Here is a 20,182-nt window from a genome sequence, read left to right on the forward strand (position 1 = left end):
TTGTGATGTATGGGCAAACAGAAGCAGCCGGACGTATGGCTTATCTTCCACCTGAAGATCTGTTCACTAAAAACACATCGATTGGGATACCAATTAAAAATGGAAGTTTTGAGATTGATCCCGACAGTAATGAACTGATTTATCTTGGTCCTAATATTTTTGGTGGTTATGCCAAAAGACCAGAAGATTTAACTGCGTTTGAACATAGCGCCCGTCTGCAAACAGGTGATGTAGGTAGAAAAGATGATGATGGGTACTATTATATTATCGGAAGGATCAAACGGATTGTTAAATTATTTGGTACCCGGATGAACCTCGACGAAGTAGAACTGATTCTTAAAAATGCATTGGGTGGCGAAACCTTTGTTTGTATGGGGATTGAAGATAAATCAATTATGGTACTTCATTTAAATGAAGAATTAGCCCCTGAAAAGGTAAAGTTAGTTCTTAAAGAAAAACTGAATCTTCATCCCAGTATGGTAAAGGTTAAATTTGTTGAATCGGTTCCCTTAACACCAAATGGTAAAATAGATTATAGTACTGCAATCCAGCTGATAGACTAGTTTTGCCTTTTGAATAGCATACGCTGCAGATGTAAGACCCGCCATTTAAAAATGGCAGGTCTTACTTGATGACTTTAGTAGCCTGGGTATGTGTATTTGCGCTATGCACTTTTTTCTTTGTGATTTTATAAGTGCCTAAAATTAGCATCGAAGCGGCTACAACCGTAAAAAGGAAATAAAATGATCTCTTATCCATACATTATAAATTTAAATTGAAGATTTACAAAATCTGTGCCCATAAAAATATTTGCAGGAGAAATTCTATTCTGGGTAACTATAGACGAATTAGAAGAGCAAACGTTAAGGCACTGATTGTTAACCCTAATTTAAAAATAATTAAGAATAATAACAAATAATTCAACAAAAATCGGAAAATTTATTTTGGCAAAAGAGAGGTCTGGTCAGCATCGATCGCCTGCCATATCATATCCTTTAACTCAACAAGCCCTTTTTGTGCAACTGAAGAAATAAATACAGATGGAATATTTGCAGGTAAATCTTTCTTAATTTCAGCTACCAGCTCATCATCCAGCATATCCGATTTAGTGATCGCCAGTAAATGAGGTTTTTGCATCAGCTCTGGATTATAGTCCAGTAATTCGGATTTAAGAATTTCGTACTCTTCTGTGATCGTTCTGTTTGTATCGGCAGGAACCATGAATAAGAGTACCGAATTACGTTCAATATGACGCAAGAAGCGATATCCTAAACCTTTTCCTTTTGAAGCCCCTTCAATAATACCAGGAATATCAGCCATTACAAACGATCTGTTAGAACGGTAAGACACGATACCTAAGTTAGGAACAAGAGTTGTAAAAGGGTAATCAGCGATTTCTGGTTTGGCTGCAGAAACCACAGAAAGTAAAGTAGATTTTCCAGCATTAGGGAAACCAACTAAACCAACACATCAGCTAAAACTTTTAATTCAAGCACCACCCATTGTTCTGTACCCGACTCTCCAGGTTGTGCAAAACGTGGTGTTTGTAGTGTAGATGTTTTGAAATGCCAGTTTCCAAGACCTCCCCTTCCTCCTGCTGTCAGGATTTCAGTTTGCCCATCTTCTGTGATTTCAAAAAGATCTTCTCCAGTTTCGGCATCTTTAGCTATAGTTCCAAGAGGAACATCCAGATATTCATCTTTACCAGATTTACCGGTACTGGTTGAACTTGAACCAGGTCCGCCATCTGTGGCAAGAATATGTTTACGGTATTTTAAGTGTAAAAGGGTCCAGAACTGGGCATTCCCTCTCAGAATAATATGTCCGCCTCTTCCACCATCACCACCATCAGGACCACCAGTTGAGGTCATCTTATCACGGTGTAAATGTGAAGAACCTGACCCTCCCTTTCCTGAACGGCAGCATATCTTAACGTAATCTACAAAATTCGAACCCTGTGACATACTTTTTTTTTTTTTTCTTACCAATAAAAATAGCGGGAAGAACTTACATTCGTCCCGCTATTAATTATATTATTTTAATTAATATTTATCAAGCACTGCACATAACTCATTAAAGATGTCATCGATCTGACCGATGCCGTTCACTTTTTTAAGTTTATTCTGTGCTTCGTAATAAGGCAAAACATGAATAGTTTTGCTAAAATACTCATCAATTCTTTTTTGCAATTTGTCTGCCTGATCATCAACTCTGTTAGTTAATTTCTGACGTTCAGCAATCCTTTTTGTCAGTTCGCCCTGGTCAACATCTAATGCAATTACAACTGCGATAGAACTTCCTTTACTTTCTAAAAATTCATCCAATGCTGCTGCCTGAGCTACTGTTCTCGGGAAACCGTCAAAGATAAATCCTTTAGCATCAGGATTCTTATCTACTTCTTCTTCCAGCATCGCAATCGTAATCTCATCCGGAACAAGCTGTCCGTCCGCAATAAGCGCACTACTTACCTGTTGTCCCAGTGGACTTTGGTTACTGATGTGTGCTCTGAAAAGATCACCTGTAGAAATATGTATCAACTGATAACGATCAATCAATTTTTGTGATTGGGTGCCTTTGCCTGCACCCGGTGGGCCAAAGAGAACAAAATTTAGCATTTGGGTTGTCTTTAAAAATTTAAAAGCCTTTCAGCAATAGGCTTAAGGCTTTTTCAGTTGATTATATTTAGCTTCTAAAAAAAGATTTAACCACCGAAAACAATTTATTTATTTTTGCCAATTTAAAACATAACTATCTTTAACTATTTCATCAGTAGTTCTACTGAGCAAACAAGAAAAGGTTTATGTTATAAATCAATCTTAGCCAAAAAGACGAGCCTTTTGTTCCAATTGACCATTTTCTTCAGAAGAATTTAGTGTTGCTGACCAGAAAATTACTTCCCTTTAATGCAGCTAACTTCAAATCTTTTCAAGGCTGCAAATATATAATTATTAATTTACTATACTTACTTTTTTCAAAATACTCCCGCTGCGGATGTAAATATTTCCGGTTATTTCAAGGAATGTTCCAGCCAGATATTCTCCATTTTCTGATATAGATTTTCAGGCTGAAATGGGATATGCTGTTTGCAAATTCAGTAGCTTCTGGTGCAGTTTCTATCATGTATGCCTGTGAAGTAAGAAAACATGGCGTCTGTAAAAATCCCCAGACAGCTATTAACAAGACAGTCGCTACAGACACTGATCCCGAAAAATAAAGTGGCACAGACACCGCTATTAGCCCAATCAGAAACACAGCCGTTATCCTGGTTATATTTTTCGTTAATAGTTTACCTGCAACAAAATTCCCTGCGACCCCTGTTAACCCAAACAATAACAGCATCAGGCTGATCGTCTTTTCATCCATCCCTAGTCGCCGCAGCCACAGCTGTTGAGACTAACACCAGGTGAAGAAATGCTGGTAAAACCCCGACTGTCATCAATAACCAAAATGGCGGTGCAAGCGATGATGATACGATATCAGGAATATGACCATCGTTAATGTCATGAGGTATTTCCTGTTAAATCCAGATGCGAACATGGTCATAAAAGGCCCGGCAAGAGCCACAACCATTGCATAAGCACTGAGCAGCATACCTGCTTTATCAATATACTGATATGATAATAATCTGCCAATGAGGGGAGTATTCCAATTACGCCAAATTCGGTCGTAATCATTCCAATAAGGCTGAGACAGCCAATATAAGCTATTTTATGTCTCATGATTAAACCGTCTAAATTGGAATATTCATTCCTCAAACAAAGGGTTTTTAGCTTTTTATAGCATCCCAGGCCGCCTGGATATAGTTATTGATCGTTTCTTCTTTCAGATGAATATAATTACTGTGATGTAATTTCACCAGAGAGACCATAGAGCCACTTGTAAAACCGATCCACTCTTTAATGTCTCCGTCTTTCATTATTTGTTGTGCCTGACCATCTAAATACACCTGATCAAGGTCCTTAAGATACAAACTCCCCCATTATGCTTAGCTATCTGGTCAATGGATGGAGAATAATAAAATTGCTCCAGAAACATAAAATCCAATGGTTCAGCAAGAAAATAATGGATCATTTTTTTCCATAAATAGACAAATCTCTGTTTAACAGAAAGGCTGTTGTCATATCCATGGGCAATTATAGCTGACTCTTTTGTTTTTTAAGTGAAAATATAGCTCGTTTACTAAAGCTTCTTTATTAGGAAAATAGTTATATATAGCGCCCATACCTGTATCAGCTGCTTTTGCAATTTCAGACATTGGAGTGGACTCAATACCTTTCTGCACAATTAATTTCAACGTAGCATTCAGAATTTGCTCTTTCTTATTCATCATCATAGCTTAAATGGAATTGCAAAGGTACATAAACCGGAATACATATTCCATTTTGTGTACAGATTTCTGTCTGGACTGCACAAGTCCCGATAAAATGTCCGATATCCAACAGAACGTTCGATATCGGGCATTCTATTTTAAACAACAAATCCAAATATCTGATTACCAAATAATTACTAATGGCACCCCTCTTGCAAAGCCCTATTCAAAAGAATTTAGATGGATACGATCATTACCGAAGAAGTTAATGCACATAAAAAGAAGAAAATGATTCTGATAAGTATTATTTGCTTAACAGCAGTGGTTGCAGGCATCTGGATCATACGTACATACTTTAAACCTTCATTAACTAAAGCGGAATTTACTACAGCAATTGCAGAAAAAGGAAATATTGAAAACACCATCAATGCAACTGGTGAAATCCTGCCTGAGTTTGAAGAAGTCTTAACCAGTCCGATCAATGCATCTATCAGAAATGTAATTATGGACGCCGGGAATAAAATTACCGCCGGCCAATCTATTCTTACACTGGATAAATCTGCTGCACAAACAGATTTCGATAAATTGAAATTTCAGATAGAATCAAAAGAGAACGAAATCCGCAAGCTGAAGCTGGACCTGGAGAAAAGCTTTTATGACATAAAATAATAATAGTATCAAACAGCTTCGCATCAGTAACCTGATTGATGCGGTTTCCAATACCAAAAAACTATATAAAGCCGGTGGAGGGACCAAAGAGAATATTGAGCAGGCAGAACTAAACCTTAAAGTAGCTGAACTGAAAAAAAAACAGCAGCTTGAAAATGAGATCAAAAACAAGCAGCAGACCATGAAAATCGAGATCAGAGAAGCTGAAATCGCCTTAGCCATTCAAAAAAATGACCAGACCGCACTCAAAAGAAAACTTGACTTAGCCAATGTAATTGCTACCCGGAATGGTGTAATTACCTGGGTAAACAAAAATATTGGTGCAAGTATCAAAGAAGGTGAAGCTTTAGCAAAAATAGCAGATCTGGGAAGTTTCAAAGTGGCTGGAAGCATGTCCGATAACCTGCTCGATCAGTTGCACGGCAACATGCCAGCTATTATCCGGCTCAACGAAACTCAGCTCCGAGGACATATCGTAAATATATCCCCCGCTGTAAATAATAATGGAATCGTCTCTTTTGAAGTACAGCTGGACGAAAGAAATAATAAGCAGTTAAGACCAAATATGAAAGTCGATTTATTTCTGGTCACAGCTGTAAGGAATGGAGTGATCCGTGTGGCCAACGGCCCGGCATTTAAAGGATCAAATCAGCAGGATATTTTCGTAATCAGCAAAGGAAAAGCCCAACGCAGAACCGTAAAAACCGGATTGAATAATTTCGACTATATAGAGATTATCAGTGGACTAAAACCTGGTGAAGTCATTATCACGTCTGATATGAATGCTTATAAGAACTCAGCAGAAATTTCCATTATCAATTAAATCGTTAAGAGAACGCAATCATGAAATTTATTCTGCTCTTTTTCTGGTCACTCTATACTGCAAGAGCTATAGGAAGCAATGGCAATGACACGATAAAACTTGCCCTGCCTCAGGCTATAGCAATGGCCAAAGCAAATTCAATTGCAGCAAAACAAGCAATTACAGTTAAAGAAACCAATTGGGAATTCAGGACTTACAAATCTAATTATCAGCCTCAATTGGCCTTAGAAGGAATCTTGCCGGGCTATAATAAAACTTACACACAGGTATTACAGCCTAACGGTACTATAGAATTTCAGCCTATTCATAATGACAACTCCTCATTAACCATGAATTTCAGTCAGACGATTACCCCAACGGGAGCCACAATTTATGGAAAAACCCAATTGCAGCGTTTTGATGATTTTGATAGAAATAACGTATTGTACAATGGTATCCCTTACGGGATAGGTTTTACACAGCCCCTGTTTCAATTCAATCATTTAAAATGGGATAAAAAGATAGAACCACTTAAATTCAATGAGAGTAAGCAAGCTTATATTGAAGCACAGGAGCAGATTGCTGTAACCGTTAATGGCTACTTTTTTGACTTGTTGCTGGCACAGGTAAACCTGGGTATTGCGAGCACCAATCTAAGCAATACACAGAAAATAATGAAAGTAGCCAATGCTAAATTTTGAACTTGGAAAAATAGCCCGGAACGAGATCCTTCAATTACAGCTTGAAGAGTTAAATGCTCAAAAATCTGCAGGTACTGCGAAGCGCGATATGGAAATTGCCACATTAAATTTACGCAGTTATATCGGCATGGAAGGAGACGTCAGGATTACCCTTGACATCCCTGCCGCAGCCAGTAAAATGACTGTCTCAACAGACAAAGTTCTTACAGAAGCCTTTGAAAACAGATCTGACGCCATTGCTTTTGTAAGAAGACTTGCAGAAGCAAAAAGAGACGTCGCTAAAGCCAAAGGACAAAGTGGCCTCAATGCAACTTTAAATGCAAATCTTGGCTTTTCAAATACTGCAGGAAACATTCCGGATGTTTATCGTTCTCCAAAGAGTCAGCAATCCGTACAATTACAATTAACTGTCCCTGTGCTGGATTGGGGACGTTCCAAATCCCGTACTAAAACTGCACAGGCTAATGAGCAGTTTACAGTCTACGCAGTAGAGCAAGACAAACAAATTTTTAAACAGCAGATTGTAACCCAGGTAACCCTGTTTAATATGATGAAAGAGCAAATGGCACTTACCGCAAGTGCGGAACAGATTGCCTCAGAAAAGTATCAGATTGCAAGAGAACGTTACGTTTTAGGCGATCTGACCATTACCGAGCTCAGCATTGCGTTTCAGGAAAATGACAGAGCAAAAAGAGATTATGTAGGTTCTTTAAGAGACTTCTGGGGCTCTTATTATCAATTGAGATACCTGTCATTATACGATTTCGAAAACAATAAAAAAATTACCTACAACTAAATCTTAATCACTAACTATACAATATGATACGTTTACAAAACATTGAGAAAGTGTATCGCACTGATACAGTTGAAACCCTTGCAGTTAACGGGATAAACCTGGATATAGCGAAAGGCGAGTTTCTGTCTATTATGGGGCCATCTGGTTGCGGAAAAAGCACACTGCTGAATATCATAGGCTTATTGGATGATCCTTCGAAGGGAAGTAGTATCAGAATTGATAATCAGGATACAAAAAACTTATCAGATCAGCAATTAGCGAAATTCAGGAATCAAAAGATAGGCTTTATCTTTCAAAGCTATCATTTGATCAATGATTTACAGGTACTGGATAATGTAGCGCTCCCATTATTATACCGTAATTCTACAGAGAAAGAACGTAAGGCTATGGCAACCGCAGCACTCGAAAAAGTAGGCCTGAGCAACAGATTAAAGCATTTCACTACACAATTGTCCGGAGGACAGCGTCAGCGGGTAGCCATTGCACGCGCAATAGTCGGATCACCACAGATTATTCTGGCCGATGAGCCAACCGGAAACCTTGACAGTGCAATGGGAAATGAAATTATGGATATCCTGATTGACTTGAACAAACAAGAAGGCACTACGATCGTCATGGTTACCCATGATGAAAATATGGCTCACAAGACGCATCGTCTGATCCGTTTATTTGATGGTTCTCAAGTTCTTTAATTCAGAGATTATGTTAAAAAACTACTTCAAAATAGCCATAGCAGTACTAAAACGCAGGAAGTTCTTCACTTTTATCAGCCTGTTTGGTATTAGTTTTACACTCACCATTTTGATGGTGACCACCGCATTTCTGGACAAAATTTTCAGCACCAATTACCCGGATACCAGGCGGGACAGGTCTCTGTATGTAACCAGGGTATTGCTAAAAAACTCGAAAGAAGGCTGGGTCAATAGAACTGCTCCATCATTCTACTTACTGGACCATTACGTTTCAACACTTAAAACACCTGCAAAAATAGCAATCTCTTCTTTGTCAAAATCTACCAACACTTATGTAAATAATAAAAAAGTAGTTATAGAATATAAATATACAAATGCCGATTTCTGGAATATCCTTGACTACCAGTTCCTGGAGGGCAAGCCCTATAATAAACAACAGATCGATCAGGCAGCACACGTCGCGGTAATATCTGAAGACACAAAGAAAGCCTATTTTGGCGATGCTAATTCGTAGTTGGCAAATATATAGAGGCCGATAATGTAAATTATAAAGTTATAGGTGTTGTGAAGAATGTACCCCTGACTATGCCCTATATTTATGGGGATATGTACCTGCCTTATACTGTATCAAAAGTAAACTATAAAGAAGTCGGATTAATGGGTGAATACACCGCTATATTACTGGCTAAATCAGTCGCAGATGTACCAAAAATGAAACAGGAATTTGACCAGATGATCACTAAAGTTCCAATCAATAATAAAGAATTTGATCAGTTTCACTGTGCAGCAGACGGTTATTTCGAAAGTTTCGCAAGAGAGATTGCCGGTAAAGATGATGGTGACTCTGGAGTAATTAAACTGATTTCAATCATGAGTCTCCTTGCTTTCCTGTTTTTACTGCTGCCTACCATTAACCTGGTGAATATCAATATTACCCGGATTATGGAAAGGTCTTCAGAAATTGGCGTAAGAAAAGCCTTTGGTGCTTCATCCAGAACATTAGTGTACCAGTTTATTGTAGAAAACATCATTTTGACATTTATTGGTGGCGCAATCGGTGTACTACTCTCAATTCTGCTCATCTATTTCATCAATACACTCAACCTGATCCCTAACCTGGATCTTTCCTTAAATTTCGCAGTATTAAGTTATGCTTTAATAGCCTGCGTATTTTTCGGGTTACTTTCCGGGGTATATCCCGCATGGCGGATGTCAAAATTAAATGTAGTAACAGCCTTAAAGGCCAATTAATGTAACATTCTCATTTTAAATGAAATCATTATGCTGAAGCATCTATTTATATTAATCTGGAATAAGAGAAAACAGAATTTCTTATTCCTGTCCGAACTCCTTTTATCCTTTATGGTCATCTTCGCTGTATTTTCCTTTCTGGTCTATTATTTTCAGAATTACAAAAAACCTTTAGGTTTTGACTATGAAAAAGTATGGTCAGTTAATTTCACAAACTCCACAAAGATCAAAGACATAGATTCATTGTCTCAGTATTTTGATCATGTACGTCAAACCCTAAAATCGCTACCACAAATCGAAAAGGTTAGTTTCACAGGAAGTAATATTCCTTATGCGAATAGCAGTTCTTCAACAGCCATAACGAATAATGGAAAAAAGTATGACCGGATAAACGACTACAGAGCAGAAAATGAGTACAAAGATTTATGGAATTTGAAAGTAGTGGAGGGAAGATGGTATAATCAGCAGGACATAGCTGGTAAAGATATCCCAAAGGTGATTAATCAAAGTTTTAGAGAAGAAATATTCGGGAAAGGGCCTGTAATCGGAAAATTGATAGGTGATGATAAAGAAAAAGTAAAATGGAGAATCATTGGTGTGGTTGCAGATATGAAAGCCAATGGCGATTTCTATCCTTCAGGAACAGCGATCTATAGTAAAATAGATACTTCAGCTTATCGCTGGATACGTAATGTTGTGATTAAAGTCAGTCCGGATGCTGATGCTGCATTTGAAAGCCATCTCTATAAAATATTATCTAATACCCTACCCTAAAGAATTCTAATCTAGAAATAGTACACCTTACTGATATGCGCAAGTCAAAAAATAAATCTACTATCATCCCAATGGTCATTTTCATCATTGTGGCCGGTTTCCTGATTATTAATGTGGCATTGGGCTTATTCGGTGTTTTATGGTATAATATCAATAAGCGAAGAGGAGAAATCGGATTGCGCAGGGCGATTGGCGCAAGTGGTAAATCTGTCTCTTATCAGCTCGTTTATGAATCACTGATCCTGGCTACCATGTCCTTAACCATAGGTTTTTTGTTCGCCATCCAATTTCCTTTGCTCCATGTATTCGATATACCAGCAAGTGCTTATTTAATCGCAATTTTATTAGCTGTGATTTTTATTTACCTGCTTGTATTTTTATGTTCACTTTACCCGGGTAAACAAGCTGCTGCAATTCATCCGGCTGTCGCGTTACATGAAGAATAATTAAATTATAACTTTGTTAGATGATCCTGATTATTGATGATGATATAGCGGTAAGAACTTCCTTATTGTTATTATTAAATAGTACTGGCCACGAGGTTACTGCGACAGATAATCCTGCAGAAGCAAAAAGGATGATCAATGATCGTATTCCCGATCTCATTATTCTTGATCTGAATTTCTCTATTGATACATCAGGGAAAGAAGGAATGAGTTTACTGAGACATATCAGGGAGGTAGCCCCATCCCTTCCGGTAATTTTAATTACTGGCTGGGCAAGTATTGAATTAGCCGTACAGGGTATGAAATCAGGAGCTAATGATTTTATCAATAAACCATGGAACAACGATCATGTTTTACAGTCCGTTAAAACATTATTGGATCTTAATGTCAAAAAATCAGAAAACCGCAGCCGTAAACAGCTGGATAAGCAATACAACTTCAAACAGATAATTGGTGAAGATGCCAGTATGCTGACTATTCTGGAGACTATTGGAAGAGTCGCTGGTACCGATGCATCTATACTGATCATGGGCGAAAGTGGTACAGGAAAAGAGCTGATTGCCGAAGCCATCCATGAAAATAGTTTACGAAGTGGTAAACCATTTATTAAAGTCAACCTGGGAGGCATTTCTTCTTCATTATTTGAAAGTGAAATGTTCGGTCATATACGTGGTGCTTTTACAGATGCCAGGTATGACCGGACAGGCCGTTTTGAAATGGCCAGTAAAGGGACTGTTTTTCTGGACGAAATAGGCGACCTGGAAGCGGGAAGTCAGGTGAAGCTTTTGCGCGTACTGCAAGACAGAACCTACGAAGTTTTAGGGAGCAGCCGTACTAAAACGGTCGATATCCGGATAGTTTGTGCCACCAATAAAAATTTAAATGAAATGGTAAGTTCAGGTCTTTTCAGAGAAGATTTACTCTACCGGATTAACCTGATTACTGTACACCTGCCTGCATTAAGAGAACGCCCAGGTGATATTCCTCTGTTGGTCAATTTCTTTATTAACAATTTAAAAGAGATTTACAACCGTCCTTTATTATCGGTTTTCTGCTACAGCCATGAAGTGGTTGCAGCAATTACCACTTCATGGTAATATCAGGCAGTTGAAAAACCTGGTCGAACGCTCTATCCTGGTGAGTCATCAGGATGAGCTGGGAATTGATGATTTCAAATCACAGCTTGACATTTCCGCATCCAGAAAGGAAAATTTACAGCTGCCGGGTGTGGGCACTATTACCCTTGAACAAATGGAAGTTGAAATGGTAAAAAGGGCGATGAGCTTTCATCAAAATAAAATTACCAAAGCAGCAGCATCTTTAGGGATTACAAGAAATTCACTGTACCGCAGACTGGACAAATACCAAATTCCATTTAATGAGACTGAAGATTAAATTTATCCTGTTTGTAGTTATACTGCACCTGGTTTGCCTGGTGTTAACTTATCTCATTTTTGAAAACAATAAATTGATCTTCATGGCCGCTGAGGTACTGATCATTATATCTATTGTCATTTCTCTGAATTTATACCGGCAACTCATACAACCGCTCACTTACCTGAAAGAAGGTATTAACGCGATTAGAGACAGGGATTTTAATGTCAAGTTTTTACCGACCGGGAAACAGGAAATGGATGAACTCATAGCGGTTTACAATCAAATGATGGATGAGCTGAGAGCTGAACGGATCAAGCAGGAAGAACAGCATTTTTTCCTGGAAAAGTTAATCCAGACCTCGCCTACGGGAATTATTATCCTGGATTATGATCATCAGATTAAACAAATCAATCCTAAAGCTACAGATATCCTTAAGACCAATCCTGAACTGTTCCTCAACGATCTTCATCAATTAAAGCCCGGTGAATCAAAGCTGATCAGAATTGGTGGATTAAGTACTTATAAAGTTCAGAAGTCCCATTTTATCGACAGAGGTTTTGCCCGTTTTTTCATCTTAATAGAAGAAGTTACCGTAGAAATTTTTGATGCGGAGAAGAATGTTTATGATAAGGTGATCCGTATGATGGCACATGAAGTTAACAATACAATTGGCCCGGTAAACTCGATCATGAACCTGGCATTGGAAACTGAAAATTTATGGCAATCAGTGGATAAAACCCCATTAAAAAATGCTTTACAGATCGCTATAGAAAGAAATCAGAACCTGAATATTTTCATGAGGAATTTCGCAGATCTGGTTAAACTCTCAGCCGTTAATAAGCAGCGTACTGATGCAGTTTCTTTAATTCGTTCGGTAGCCTCATTTATGCAGATTAAAGCAGAAGAAAAAGGAGTTCAGTTCGAGTATAGTTTCCCTGAACAGCCTTTTTATATTTCTGCCGATGTACAACAAATGGAGCAGGTATTGATTAACCTGATCAAAAATGCAATTGAAGCGATAGATAAAGACGGACTGATCAAATTCACATTGGATGAAGTTGAACAAAAAATGATCATATCTGACAACGGAGAAGGGATTTCTGCCGAAATGAATGAACAGCTTTTTAGTCCCTTCTTTAGCACAAAGAAAGATGGGCAGGGTATCGCCTGACCATGGTCAGAGAAATACTTTTGAATCATGGGTATGAGTTTTCTTTAAAAACAGTACAACCTGGTCAAACCGACTTCGTGATTCTTTTCCGGTCTTAAGGAAGTCTGTTTAATTCCTGTTACCGCTTTTAGCCTGTCTGACCGCCTGATTTTCTTTGAGATTGAGCCGGTATACAAAAGTTAAGCGGTAACGTGCCGCATTGGGAATATTAGTCTTTGCAAGTACATAATCATTTCCAGTTATCGTTGTCCGGTATTTACGAAGGTTAAAGGCATTTGCAATATCAAATAATAGCGTTGCTTTATCTTTCAGCAGATTCTTACTTGCACCAAGATCAATATCATGCATTGCCGCTGAATAGCTTTGTGCATTACTTTGCGCACCGGTGAAATTATAGCGGCACTGTAAACTGAACTTATTCTTCAATTTAATCTGTGTACTTAAACGGCTGGTGAATACATTGCCAGTATAATTAAAATTATATGTTTGACAACTTCTTGTTTAAAACTGTAGGCATTGAGTTCAGTACTAAGTTGTAACCATTGTAGTGGATTATATAAGACAGAAAGTTCTACTCCCTTTCGTATTTCCCTGTCAATATTAACAGGAGTAGTAATAAATATCCCATTCTGATTTCTGAAAGTATAATTTTGAATAGTCCCGCTGTTATTTTGATAATATACCGATGGATTAAAAGTAAAAGTATTCCAGCGTTGCAAAAAACCCAGTTCAAAAACATCCGCATAAGATGGATTTAGCTCCGGATTACCAATAAACTGTGCATTAAAGTCTGTCAGTTCATTAAAAGGATATAAAAGATTCAGTGAAGGCCTATTAATCCGCTTACTGTAACTTCCCTGTACAGCACCACCTTTAGCTAATTGATAAGTCAGGCTAAGCGTAGGGAATAAACGAACATAATTCTTATTATTGTTATAAGTACCGGTTATGTCTTCAACCCTGACTCTGGTTAGCTCTGTACGTAAACCCAACTGATGATAAGCTAGCTTACCTATTTTACTACCCAGCTGTGCATAAGCCCCTCCGATCAATTCATTATAGTTTAGTTGATTATTGATATTATCAATGATATTCCACCCCGCTCCTATTTGCTGTTCAGCCCTGAATTCACTAGTCACCCGTCGGTTTTCCGCTTTCAGTCCGAATTCAAGTGTAGTATTGCTATCCAAAGGTTGAACTAAATCTGTTTGCGCCATAAAATCTTTACTTGTCCCAATAGAACTGGTTCGTATAGCTGGCAAAGATTCAATTACTGGCAACAGCTTCTTTGTACCCAGGTTCCAGTCTTTATCACTGTTCCAGAAATCATACTGTATATCAATAGTATATTTTTTACCCGGCTGTTTGAACTTACGGGTATAATTGAACTCCAACTGGTTATAACTTCGTCTTTCCCATGATTCCCCATTACGCAACAAACTGCTGTCCGCACCATTTTTACTCGAATAGTTATAATTTATAGCCGTTTTATCATGGTCATGTGTCGAATTTTTCAGAAAGGCAAGCGTAACAGTCTGCTGATCATTGATCAGATAATCCGCACCGAAGTATAATAACTTTCCATCATCGTGCCGGTTTTCATCCTGCCGCTGATTCAGAAAAGCAGTATTTCCTTCGCTGGAAACAGACTGTTTAGTTGTATATAACCCGACATAATCGGATAACCTGATTCCAAAAGTCGAAAATACGTTCAGTTTATCAGATTTATAATTCAGACTTGGTGTAATCCTTGTTTCATTCGGGATACCACCAACCAATCTGAGCTGACCATTAAATCCCCCCTTTTTATTTTTCTTCAAAATGATATTAATTATTCCTGACGAACCCGCAGCATCGTATCTCGAAGAAGGATTAGTGATCACTTCCACACGTTCTACCTGATCAGCTGGTATTTGTTCCAAAGCATTTCCCTGTGTAAGCCCTGAGCGGCGGCCATTAATCAATACCAGCACATTACTGCTTCCTCTCAGACTTACGGTTCCTGAAGGCCCTACACTAACCGCAGGTACACCATTCAAAAGTTCAACTGCCGTTCCGGTCTGTGATAATATATCTTTTCCTGTTTCGAATACTTTTTTGTCCAGTTTTAAACTGATTGCCGGTTTATCGCTGGTCACAGCAATTTCTTTTAACAACCTTGAATCAGGATTCAAAAATATCGTTCCTGCATTGATATGATTTACAGCGGCAGTGATCAGTAAAGGCTTTGTTATAGTTTGATATCCCATCATACGAAATTCAATAGTCAGATTACCTACCGGAATATCATTTAGCCTGAATGCTCCTTTTTCGTCTGTGATCCCCGCAGCAATCAATCTCAAAGACTCGTCTTTTATACTTACGGTAGCATAAACAACAGGTATTTTAGCTGGCTGCTCCTGAACAATGCCATAAACTGTTTTCTTATTCAGATCGGGAGAACTTGATTGCTGTGCTAAAATACCAGAACAGTAAAATACTGCTATAAAAATAATTAAGAGTCGTCGTTTCATAGCACAAGAGTAATCTGCCGGAACAATTAAACAAGGGAAAAATATGTCAACTGCTCTATCTCCTTTTGAAATGCTCTTTTTTGGTTTATCTTACCCCTAACTTTACCTTATGCAGCGTCTCTTAATTTTCTTTACAATTTTACTCTTGCAATCATCCTGTAAACAGGCCGTGGTATATAAAGAATACCCCACTGTATATCAGACAGGCGATAATAAACTCTGGGCAGAAAAGAATTTCAATGATAGCGGATGGCTTACTGAAAGAGGAAACACAGCTCAAAGAATTTTCTGGTCACGCTCACCGGTGAAATTAATAAAGACCTCTGCTAGTTCAATGGGATTACATCTTCAAGCCTTCGGCGCTTTCGAAGTCTATTGGGATGGGATACTGCTTGGACATAATGGTCAGATCACGCAAAAGGATATACCGGAAGTAGCTGGGTATACCTCAGGTTATTATCAGATACCCGATTCGTTAGCTTAACAGGCAGGCATATATTAGCCCTGCGCACTTCACAATCCTATTTAAATAAAGTTAAACGTCCAGTAGGGATAGAATTAAATCAATATACAGATCTGTTAAGAAACCCACTGATTATCTCGTCACTGATGAACCTGATGGCAGGAGCTTTCCTGATTGCCGCAGTTTACTATTTTTTCATGTACCTCAATAGCAGACGTAAAGAATACAGCATCCTGGTTTTTGCAATCATTTGTTCGCTCTTTTTCGCTTTGCTAATTGCAGAATACATTAAATTCTATATTGTGATACCGTATACCCATTTTTTTATACGACTGGAAATTATTGGCTGGCTCACTTTCGCCCTCGCCATGCTGGTACCTTTGTATTTTAGCATACAGTTCCATTTCAACAGAAAAAAGATACTATTGATCACCTTATTCATTATTTTGATTGCTATTTATAGTTTAAACTATCAACATTTTGATCTGACAGCTATATTGTATAGCAGAGCGATGTGGTTTACATCGGTCATTGTTGTAGTGGATGCCATCTTCAGGAAAGAAAAAGGCGGACTCATCGTACTTACTGGTTTACTGGCAAGTGCAATAGTCAATCATTTTCTGGAATACGACTTTGGTCTATTCATCAGCTTTACGCTGATCATTTTATGTATGCTTTACCTGCATACTATACGGGCCAGAATAATAGAAGATGAACATCAATCTTCCTTACTCCTGTCTTCCAGATTACAACTAGAACTAATTAAAAAGAATATTCAGCCTCACTTTCTCAGGAATACACTGACTTCGCTAATAGACTGGGTAGAAGAATCTCCAAAACAGGGTGCCGAATTCATCCAGGCACTGGCAGATGAGTTTGATATTATGAATTCCATTTCCGAAGCTGCATTAATCCCTATAAGACAAGAAATCGAGCTTTGCAAAACTCACCTTACAGTGATGCAGTTTCGGAAAGAAATACATTATGAGTGGCAGGAATCCGGAATCGATGAAACAGAATATATTATTCCTCCCGCACTGATGCATACAATTCTTGAAAACGGAATAACCCATGGTATTCCAATTACAGAGAGCCTTATTTCTTTCCAATTGAGTTATTTACGCACAAATAACTACAAACAATATACATTTGAGACTAAAGCACTAAACCGGCAGGGATCAAAAAAAAGAGAAGGGGGAACTGGTTTCCGCTATATTCAAGCCCGTTTGACAGAAAGTTATGGTGATCGCTGGAAATTTATTTCAGAAGCAGTTCCCGGCGGCTGGTTAACCACGATTCAGATTTACGACAAATGATGCGCATATTAATAATTGAAGATGAGGCAAGGATAGCCAAAAGAATCGAGCGGATGACCCGTCATTTCTTTGAACAGAATATAGCAACACTTGCAATTTGCGATTCCCTGCAAAAAGGTTTGGCATACATAGAAAATCATACGATTGATATTTTACTATTAGATCTGAATTTAAATGGAGAAAATGGCTTTGACATATTAGGGTCGATGGTAGCCGGATCATTTCATACCATCATTGTTTCTGCCTATACAGATAAAGCGATCATTGCTTTTACTTATGGAGTGCTTGATTTCGTTCCCAAACCTTTTGATCAGACAAGGCTGTCCATGGCTTTCAGAAGAATTACTGCCAGCGGGAAAACCATAGAAAACACGATGAAATACCTGGCCGTCAAAAAAGCAGGTAATACACGTATGATAGACATTAAAGATGTTCTTTATATCAAAGGGGCGGGAATTTATAGTGAGCTGTTTTTACAAAATGGCAAACAAGAATTACACGACAAGTCACTCGAGATGCTGGAACAATTACTGCCCGACTCATTTGAGCGTATCCATAAATCGTATCTGATTTCCTTAGATCAGGCAGAGAAAATCATCATACGCCCCGGGAGCAGCTATAGCCTTTTACTTAAGAACGGTGAAATACTGCCTATTGGCAGATCAAGGTATAAAGAGTTAAAAAAGAAGATGATTTAAGTCTGCCGGCTTCGTCATTCTTTTCAGAAATATAAGTTTTAACTTCACAACATGTTATACCTGACTGGCATCATCATTACATTTTTCCTTGCCATAATTCTGGTAAGCAAACGAAATAAAAGCGAAGCTGATCATATATTAGCCATTTGGCTGATATGTTTAGGGGTTCATATCACCTTATTTTATTTAGTCTTCACAGGAAAATACATAGACTTCCCTTATTTGTTAGGTCTGGAAATCCCTTTTCCTTTAGTACATGGCCCACTGTTATATCTTTATTCCTCTACACTAACCAATCAAACCAATCGTAAAAAATATCGCATTCTGCATTTCTTACCTGCTGTAATTGTTTACTTCTTTTTGATTCGGTTTTATTCATTGCCAGTTACCGGGAAAAAATATTTGTTTATCAGCACAATGGTTTAGGTTTTGAAACTCTAGCGTTATGGATATCGATCATTGTCAACTGCTCAGGAATTGCATACGTAACGCTTTCATTATCAAAAGTATACCAGCATAAAAAGCGTATCGGTGATAATTTCTCAAACATAGAAAAGATAAACTTGTCCTGGTTAATGTACCTGATAGCCGGAGTAAGTATCATCTGGATTGTTGTCATATTTGGGACAAATGAATATATTTTCGCAGCTGTAGTACTTTTTGTGCTTTTTGTTGGGTATTTCGGGATTAAACAAGTAGGCATTTTCACAAGCAGATATGAAGATAATGATCTGGTCATTGACGGCTTGCCCAAGACAGAAACAATCATTCTACATACAGAAACCGCTGTTGTAAATGAAAAAAGTAAATACTCAAAATCTGGCATGAGCGATGATACAATAGATAAAATACATCAGGAGCTTAACTCCTTAATGCAGAGAGAAAAACGTTATACTGACCCTGAGCTTACGCTTGTGCAGTTATCAAAAGAGCTAAATATTCATGCGAATTCTTTATCCCAGGTCATCAATTCTGTTGAGCAAAAAAACTTCTATGATTATGTCAACGCACAAAGAATTGAGGAGTTTAAAAAAATTGTATCAAGCCCCGAAAATCAGAAATTCACCCTATTGTCACTGGCATTTGAATGCGGTTTTAATTCCAAAACTTCTTTTAACAGGAATTTCAAAAAACACATCGGAATTTCTCCCTCTGAGTATATCAAGCAGCAAAACATTTGTTTGCCATAGTAAACTGATCACTGCCACTTTCTTCTCTATAATAATCGGGCCCATCTTATAAGTTGGGGCGATCCGCGCACTTTGTTTCCTAATGGTTATTCACAAAAAACACAGACCGTTCTTAATGCCAGATAAAATTTAATGATGTTTTTTAATTCCTCTGATTTATCACAATAATTATTTGGTTTCTGGCAGGAAAGAAATAAGGAAGAATTAAGGTTGAAAACCGTATTAAAAGGGCAATGAAAGGGCATTGGAAGGGGGTTGGAAGGACCAGGGTCATTGCAAGGTCCTTCCAACGTCCTTCCAACCCCCCTCTCAACGTCCTTTCAACAGGGTTTTCAACCCCTTTTCAAACCCTTGTTTAACGCCGAACCGTAGGTAAATTATTCTTCCGAAAATTCAGGGCCAAAAAATTGGCCATAAAAAAAGCAGGTACCCCATCTGGGGTACCTGCTTTAATCAAAAAATTTATGCTCTCTACTTTCGCAATAGTTCTATCTCCTGATCCGACAATACCCTATTAAAAATGTTCAGCTCATCAATTTTCCCTTTAAATCCGCCAATAGTTTGTAATGGAAAAAACAAGGTTTCCACTTTACGCATCTTTGTTTTGTCTTCATCTGTAAACTGAATCCAGTTATCGTATAGTTTCTTTTGTAATTTTCCGTTTACATACAGGCTCGTTCCTTTATTTGTACCCGCAATAACTAAATGAGTCCAGGTATTTTCAGGCACAGCGTAATCAAAGTCAAAATCATAACCTTCTCTGGAAAAACCCAGTTTCCCATGAATCCCTTGTTTTAATTTGACCACTGAATTAGGAGAACTGAAGAGGACTGCATTATCTGAATTGTGATCAGCAGGATTTATCCAGAATGAAATGGTATAATCATACCCAATTTCGGAGTAAGGAAGTTGAGCGGCACTATATATTCCGGAAAAAAAAGATAATGGTTCTTCGCCAATTTTGATGCAATTTCCGGGATTCAGTTTTTATTCATAAATATCTGTAAATCAGTA

Annotated in this window: 26 protein-coding genes and 1 pseudogene; 17 read left to right on the forward strand and 10 right to left on the reverse strand. The window is 38.0% G+C overall.

Features of this window, described 5'->3' with window-relative positions; translation table 11 throughout:
- The first annotated feature begins 5 nt into the window (after positions 1-5).
- Positions 6-563 (forward strand): hypothetical protein, encoded by a 558-nt coding sequence (locus ACWYN3_RS21420; RefSeq protein ID WP_456216262.1) that lies wholly within the window; start codon positions 6-8, stop codon positions 561-563.
- Between the two features lie 61 nt (positions 564-624).
- On the opposite strand, the gene ACWYN3_RS21425 is transcribed toward ACWYN3_RS21420, so the two are convergent.
- The 7 genes and pseudogenes from ACWYN3_RS21425 to ACWYN3_RS21455 form a co-directional block, all read right to left on the reverse strand.
- Positions 625-759, reverse strand: coding sequence for a hypothetical protein (locus ACWYN3_RS21425; protein ID WP_456216263.1), 135 nt, complete (start codon positions 757-759; stop codon positions 625-627).
- 180 nt (positions 760-939) lie between these two features.
- Positions 940-1,964 (reverse strand): annotated as a pseudogene (gene obgE, locus ACWYN3_RS21430) (GTPase ObgE).
- 78 nt (positions 1,965-2,042) lie between these two features.
- A complete protein-coding gene (locus ACWYN3_RS21435; protein WP_456216264.1) occupies positions 2,043-2,615 on the reverse strand; it encodes an adenylate kinase in 573 nt (190 codons plus the stop codon).
- 397 nt (positions 2,616-3,012) lie between these two features.
- Entirely contained in the window at positions 3,013-3,363 is a 351-nt protein-coding gene (locus tag ACWYN3_RS21440; protein WP_456216265.1) for an MFS transporter, read from the reverse strand.
- 72 nt (positions 3,364-3,435) lie between these two features.
- On the reverse strand, positions 3,436-3,591 hold the full coding sequence (locus ACWYN3_RS21445) for a hypothetical protein (protein ID WP_456216266.1): 156 nt from the start codon (positions 3,589-3,591) through the stop codon (positions 3,436-3,438).
- 175 nt (positions 3,592-3,766) lie between these two features.
- Positions 3,767-3,970, reverse strand: coding sequence for a hypothetical protein (locus ACWYN3_RS21450; RefSeq protein ID WP_456216267.1), 204 nt, complete (start codon positions 3,968-3,970; stop codon positions 3,767-3,769).
- A gap of 147 nt (positions 3,971-4,117) precedes the next feature.
- Complete coding sequence (locus ACWYN3_RS21455) at positions 4,118-4,333, reverse strand: TetR/AcrR family transcriptional regulator (RefSeq protein ID WP_456216268.1); 216 nt, start codon at positions 4,331-4,333, stop codon at positions 4,118-4,120.
- A gap of 216 nt (positions 4,334-4,549) precedes the next feature.
- On the opposite strand from ACWYN3_RS21455, the gene ACWYN3_RS21460 reads away from it, so the two are divergent.
- The 12 genes from ACWYN3_RS21460 to ACWYN3_RS21515 are packed head-to-tail and all read left to right on the forward strand — an operon-like array spanning position 4,550 to position 12,988.
- On the forward strand, positions 4,550-4,978 hold the full coding sequence (locus tag ACWYN3_RS21460; RefSeq protein WP_456216269.1) for a hypothetical protein: 429 nt from the start codon (positions 4,550-4,552) through the stop codon (positions 4,976-4,978).
- 34 nt (positions 4,979-5,012) lie between these two features.
- Positions 5,013-5,801, forward strand: a complete 789-nt coding sequence (locus ACWYN3_RS21465; protein ID WP_456223103.1) for an efflux RND transporter periplasmic adaptor subunit — start codon at positions 5,013-5,015, stop codon at positions 5,799-5,801.
- A gap of 20 nt (positions 5,802-5,821) precedes the next feature.
- Positions 5,822-6,481: a TolC family protein gene (locus ACWYN3_RS21470; protein ID WP_456216270.1), complete on the forward strand. Its 660-nt coding sequence runs from the start codon at positions 5,822-5,824 to the stop codon at positions 6,479-6,481.
- A complete protein-coding gene (locus tag ACWYN3_RS21475) occupies positions 6,468-7,277 on the forward strand; it encodes a TolC family protein (protein WP_456216271.1) in 810 nt (269 codons plus the stop codon). Before ACWYN3_RS21470 ends, ACWYN3_RS21475 begins: the two co-directional genes overlap by 14 nt.
- A 23-nt stretch (positions 7,278-7,300) precedes the next feature.
- Positions 7,301-7,969: an ABC transporter ATP-binding protein gene (locus ACWYN3_RS21480; RefSeq protein ID WP_456216272.1), complete on the forward strand. Its 669-nt coding sequence runs from the start codon at positions 7,301-7,303 to the stop codon at positions 7,967-7,969.
- A 10-nt stretch (positions 7,970-7,979) separates the two neighbouring features.
- Entirely contained in the window at positions 7,980-8,483 is a 504-nt protein-coding gene (locus ACWYN3_RS21485) for an ABC transporter permease (RefSeq protein ID WP_456216273.1), read from the forward strand.
- A 50-nt stretch (positions 8,484-8,533) separates the two neighbouring features.
- A complete protein-coding gene (locus tag ACWYN3_RS21490; protein WP_456216274.1) occupies positions 8,534-9,220 on the forward strand; it encodes an ABC transporter permease in 687 nt (228 codons plus the stop codon).
- 30 nt (positions 9,221-9,250) lie between these two features.
- Positions 9,251-9,994: an ABC transporter permease gene (locus ACWYN3_RS21495; protein WP_456216275.1), complete on the forward strand. Its 744-nt coding sequence runs from the start codon at positions 9,251-9,253 to the stop codon at positions 9,992-9,994.
- Between the two features lie 35 nt (positions 9,995-10,029).
- The gene (locus ACWYN3_RS21500) at positions 10,030-10,440 is read left to right on the forward strand and encodes an ABC transporter permease (protein WP_456216276.1); all 411 of its coding nucleotides are present in this window, start codon (positions 10,030-10,032) and stop codon (positions 10,438-10,440) included.
- 20 nt (positions 10,441-10,460) lie between these two features.
- Positions 10,461-11,537, forward strand: coding sequence for a sigma-54-dependent transcriptional regulator (locus ACWYN3_RS21505; RefSeq protein WP_456216277.1), 1,077 nt, complete (start codon positions 10,461-10,463; stop codon positions 11,535-11,537).
- Positions 11,503-11,835 carry a helix-turn-helix domain-containing protein gene (locus ACWYN3_RS21510; RefSeq protein WP_456216278.1) on the forward strand — a complete coding sequence of 111 codons (333 nt, stop codon included), beginning with the start codon at positions 11,503-11,505 and terminating at the stop codon, positions 11,833-11,835. Before ACWYN3_RS21505 ends, ACWYN3_RS21510 begins: the two co-directional genes overlap by 35 nt.
- Positions 11,819-12,988, forward strand: coding sequence for a sensor histidine kinase (locus tag ACWYN3_RS21515; protein WP_456216279.1), 1,170 nt, complete (start codon positions 11,819-11,821; stop codon positions 12,986-12,988). The genes ACWYN3_RS21510 and ACWYN3_RS21515 overlap by 17 nt, the downstream gene beginning before the upstream one ends.
- A gap of 108 nt (positions 12,989-13,096) precedes the next feature.
- Here the strand turns inward: ACWYN3_RS21515 and ACWYN3_RS21520 are convergent, their stop codons facing one another.
- Both ACWYN3_RS21520 and ACWYN3_RS21525 read right to left on the reverse strand, forming a co-directional pair.
- On the reverse strand, positions 13,097-13,414 hold the full coding sequence (locus ACWYN3_RS21520) for an outer membrane beta-barrel protein (protein WP_456216280.1): 318 nt from the start codon (positions 13,412-13,414) through the stop codon (positions 13,097-13,099).
- A 14-nt stretch (positions 13,415-13,428) separates the two neighbouring features.
- Entirely contained in the window at positions 13,429-15,501 is a 2,073-nt protein-coding gene (locus tag ACWYN3_RS21525) for a TonB-dependent receptor domain-containing protein (protein ID WP_456216281.1), read from the reverse strand.
- Positions 15,502-15,610: 109 nt separating this feature from the next.
- Between ACWYN3_RS21525 and ACWYN3_RS21530 the strand changes: the two genes are divergently transcribed.
- The 4 genes from ACWYN3_RS21530 (at position 15,611) to ACWYN3_RS21545 (ending at position 19,168) form a co-directional block, all read left to right on the forward strand.
- Positions 15,611-15,985 carry a hypothetical protein gene (locus ACWYN3_RS21530; RefSeq protein WP_456216282.1) on the forward strand — a complete coding sequence of 125 codons (375 nt, stop codon included), beginning with the start codon at positions 15,611-15,613 and terminating at the stop codon, positions 15,983-15,985.
- 125 nt (positions 15,986-16,110) lie between these two features.
- Positions 16,111-17,280: a histidine kinase gene (locus ACWYN3_RS21535; RefSeq protein WP_456216283.1), complete on the forward strand. Its 1,170-nt coding sequence runs from the start codon at positions 16,111-16,113 to the stop codon at positions 17,278-17,280.
- On the forward strand, positions 17,277-17,978 hold the full coding sequence (locus ACWYN3_RS21540) for a LytR/AlgR family response regulator transcription factor (protein ID WP_456216284.1): 702 nt from the start codon (positions 17,277-17,279) through the stop codon (positions 17,976-17,978). Before ACWYN3_RS21535 ends, ACWYN3_RS21540 begins: the two co-directional genes overlap by 4 nt.
- Before the next feature lie 563 nt (positions 17,979-18,541).
- Positions 18,542-19,168, forward strand: coding sequence for a helix-turn-helix domain-containing protein (locus ACWYN3_RS21545; RefSeq protein WP_456216285.1), 627 nt, complete (start codon positions 18,542-18,544; stop codon positions 19,166-19,168).
- Positions 19,169-19,639: 471 nt separating this feature from the next.
- Here ACWYN3_RS21545 and ACWYN3_RS21550 read toward each other — a convergent pair whose 3' ends face one another.
- Positions 19,640-20,152: a LamG domain-containing protein gene (locus ACWYN3_RS21550; RefSeq protein WP_456223104.1), complete on the reverse strand. Its 513-nt coding sequence runs from the start codon at positions 20,150-20,152 to the stop codon at positions 19,640-19,642.
- Between the last annotated feature and the right edge of the window lie 30 nt (positions 20,153-20,182).

Source organism: Pedobacter sp. NJ-S-72, assembly GCF_053890575.1.

What these genes read in the sequence shown, in the direction of transcription:
- ACWYN3_RS21425 (WP_456216263.1), bottom strand. Translation starts at nt 759, where the DNA reads ATGGATAAGAGATCATTTTATTTCCTTTTTACGGTTGTAGCCGCTTCG.
- ACWYN3_RS21510 (WP_456216278.1), top strand. Translation starts at nt 11,503, where the DNA reads ATGAAGTGGTTGCAGCAATTACCACTTCATGGTAATATCAGGCAGTTG.
- ACWYN3_RS21525 (WP_456216281.1), bottom strand. Translation starts at nt 15,501, where the DNA reads ATGAAACGACGACTCTTAATTATTTTTATAGCAGTATTTTACTGTTCT.
- ACWYN3_RS21420 (WP_456216262.1), top strand. Translation starts at nt 6, where the DNA reads ATGTATGGGCAAACAGAAGCAGCCGGACGTATGGCTTATCTTCCACCT.
- ACWYN3_RS21535 (WP_456216283.1), top strand. Translation starts at nt 16,111, where the DNA reads ATGAACCTGATGGCAGGAGCTTTCCTGATTGCCGCAGTTTACTATTTT.
- ACWYN3_RS21540 (WP_456216284.1), top strand. Translation starts at nt 17,277, where the DNA reads ATGATGCGCATATTAATAATTGAAGATGAGGCAAGGATAGCCAAAAGA.
- ACWYN3_RS21485 (WP_456216273.1), top strand. Translation starts at nt 7,980, where the DNA reads ATGTTAAAAAACTACTTCAAAATAGCCATAGCAGTACTAAAACGCAGG.
- ACWYN3_RS21480 (WP_456216272.1), top strand. Translation starts at nt 7,301, where the DNA reads ATGATACGTTTACAAAACATTGAGAAAGTGTATCGCACTGATACAGTT.
- ACWYN3_RS21455 (WP_456216268.1), bottom strand. Translation starts at nt 4,333, where the DNA reads ATGATGATGAATAAGAAAGAGCAAATTCTGAATGCTACGTTGAAATTA.
- ACWYN3_RS21445 (WP_456216266.1), bottom strand. Translation starts at nt 3,591, where the DNA reads ATGCTGCTCAGTGCTTATGCAATGGTTGTGGCTCTTGCCGGGCCTTTT.
- ACWYN3_RS21505 (WP_456216277.1), top strand. Translation starts at nt 10,461, where the DNA reads ATGATCCTGATTATTGATGATGATATAGCGGTAAGAACTTCCTTATTG.
- ACWYN3_RS21460 (WP_456216269.1), top strand. Translation starts at nt 4,550, where the DNA reads ATGGATACGATCATTACCGAAGAAGTTAATGCACATAAAAAGAAGAAA.
- ACWYN3_RS21515 (WP_456216279.1), top strand. Translation starts at nt 11,819, where the DNA reads ATGAGACTGAAGATTAAATTTATCCTGTTTGTAGTTATACTGCACCTG.
- ACWYN3_RS21475 (WP_456216271.1), top strand. Translation starts at nt 6,468, where the DNA reads ATGCTAAATTTTGAACTTGGAAAAATAGCCCGGAACGAGATCCTTCAA.
- ACWYN3_RS21470 (WP_456216270.1), top strand. Translation starts at nt 5,822, where the DNA reads ATGAAATTTATTCTGCTCTTTTTCTGGTCACTCTATACTGCAAGAGCT.
- ACWYN3_RS21500 (WP_456216276.1), top strand. Translation starts at nt 10,030, where the DNA reads ATGCGCAAGTCAAAAAATAAATCTACTATCATCCCAATGGTCATTTTC.
- ACWYN3_RS21530 (WP_456216282.1), top strand. Translation starts at nt 15,611, where the DNA reads ATGCAGCGTCTCTTAATTTTCTTTACAATTTTACTCTTGCAATCATCC.
- ACWYN3_RS21440 (WP_456216265.1), bottom strand. Translation starts at nt 3,363, where the DNA reads ATGGATGAAAAGACGATCAGCCTGATGCTGTTATTGTTTGGGTTAACA.
- ACWYN3_RS21435 (WP_456216264.1), bottom strand. Translation starts at nt 2,615, where the DNA reads ATGCTAAATTTTGTTCTCTTTGGCCCACCGGGTGCAGGCAAAGGCACC.
- ACWYN3_RS21495 (WP_456216275.1), top strand. Translation starts at nt 9,251, where the DNA reads ATGCTGAAGCATCTATTTATATTAATCTGGAATAAGAGAAAACAGAAT.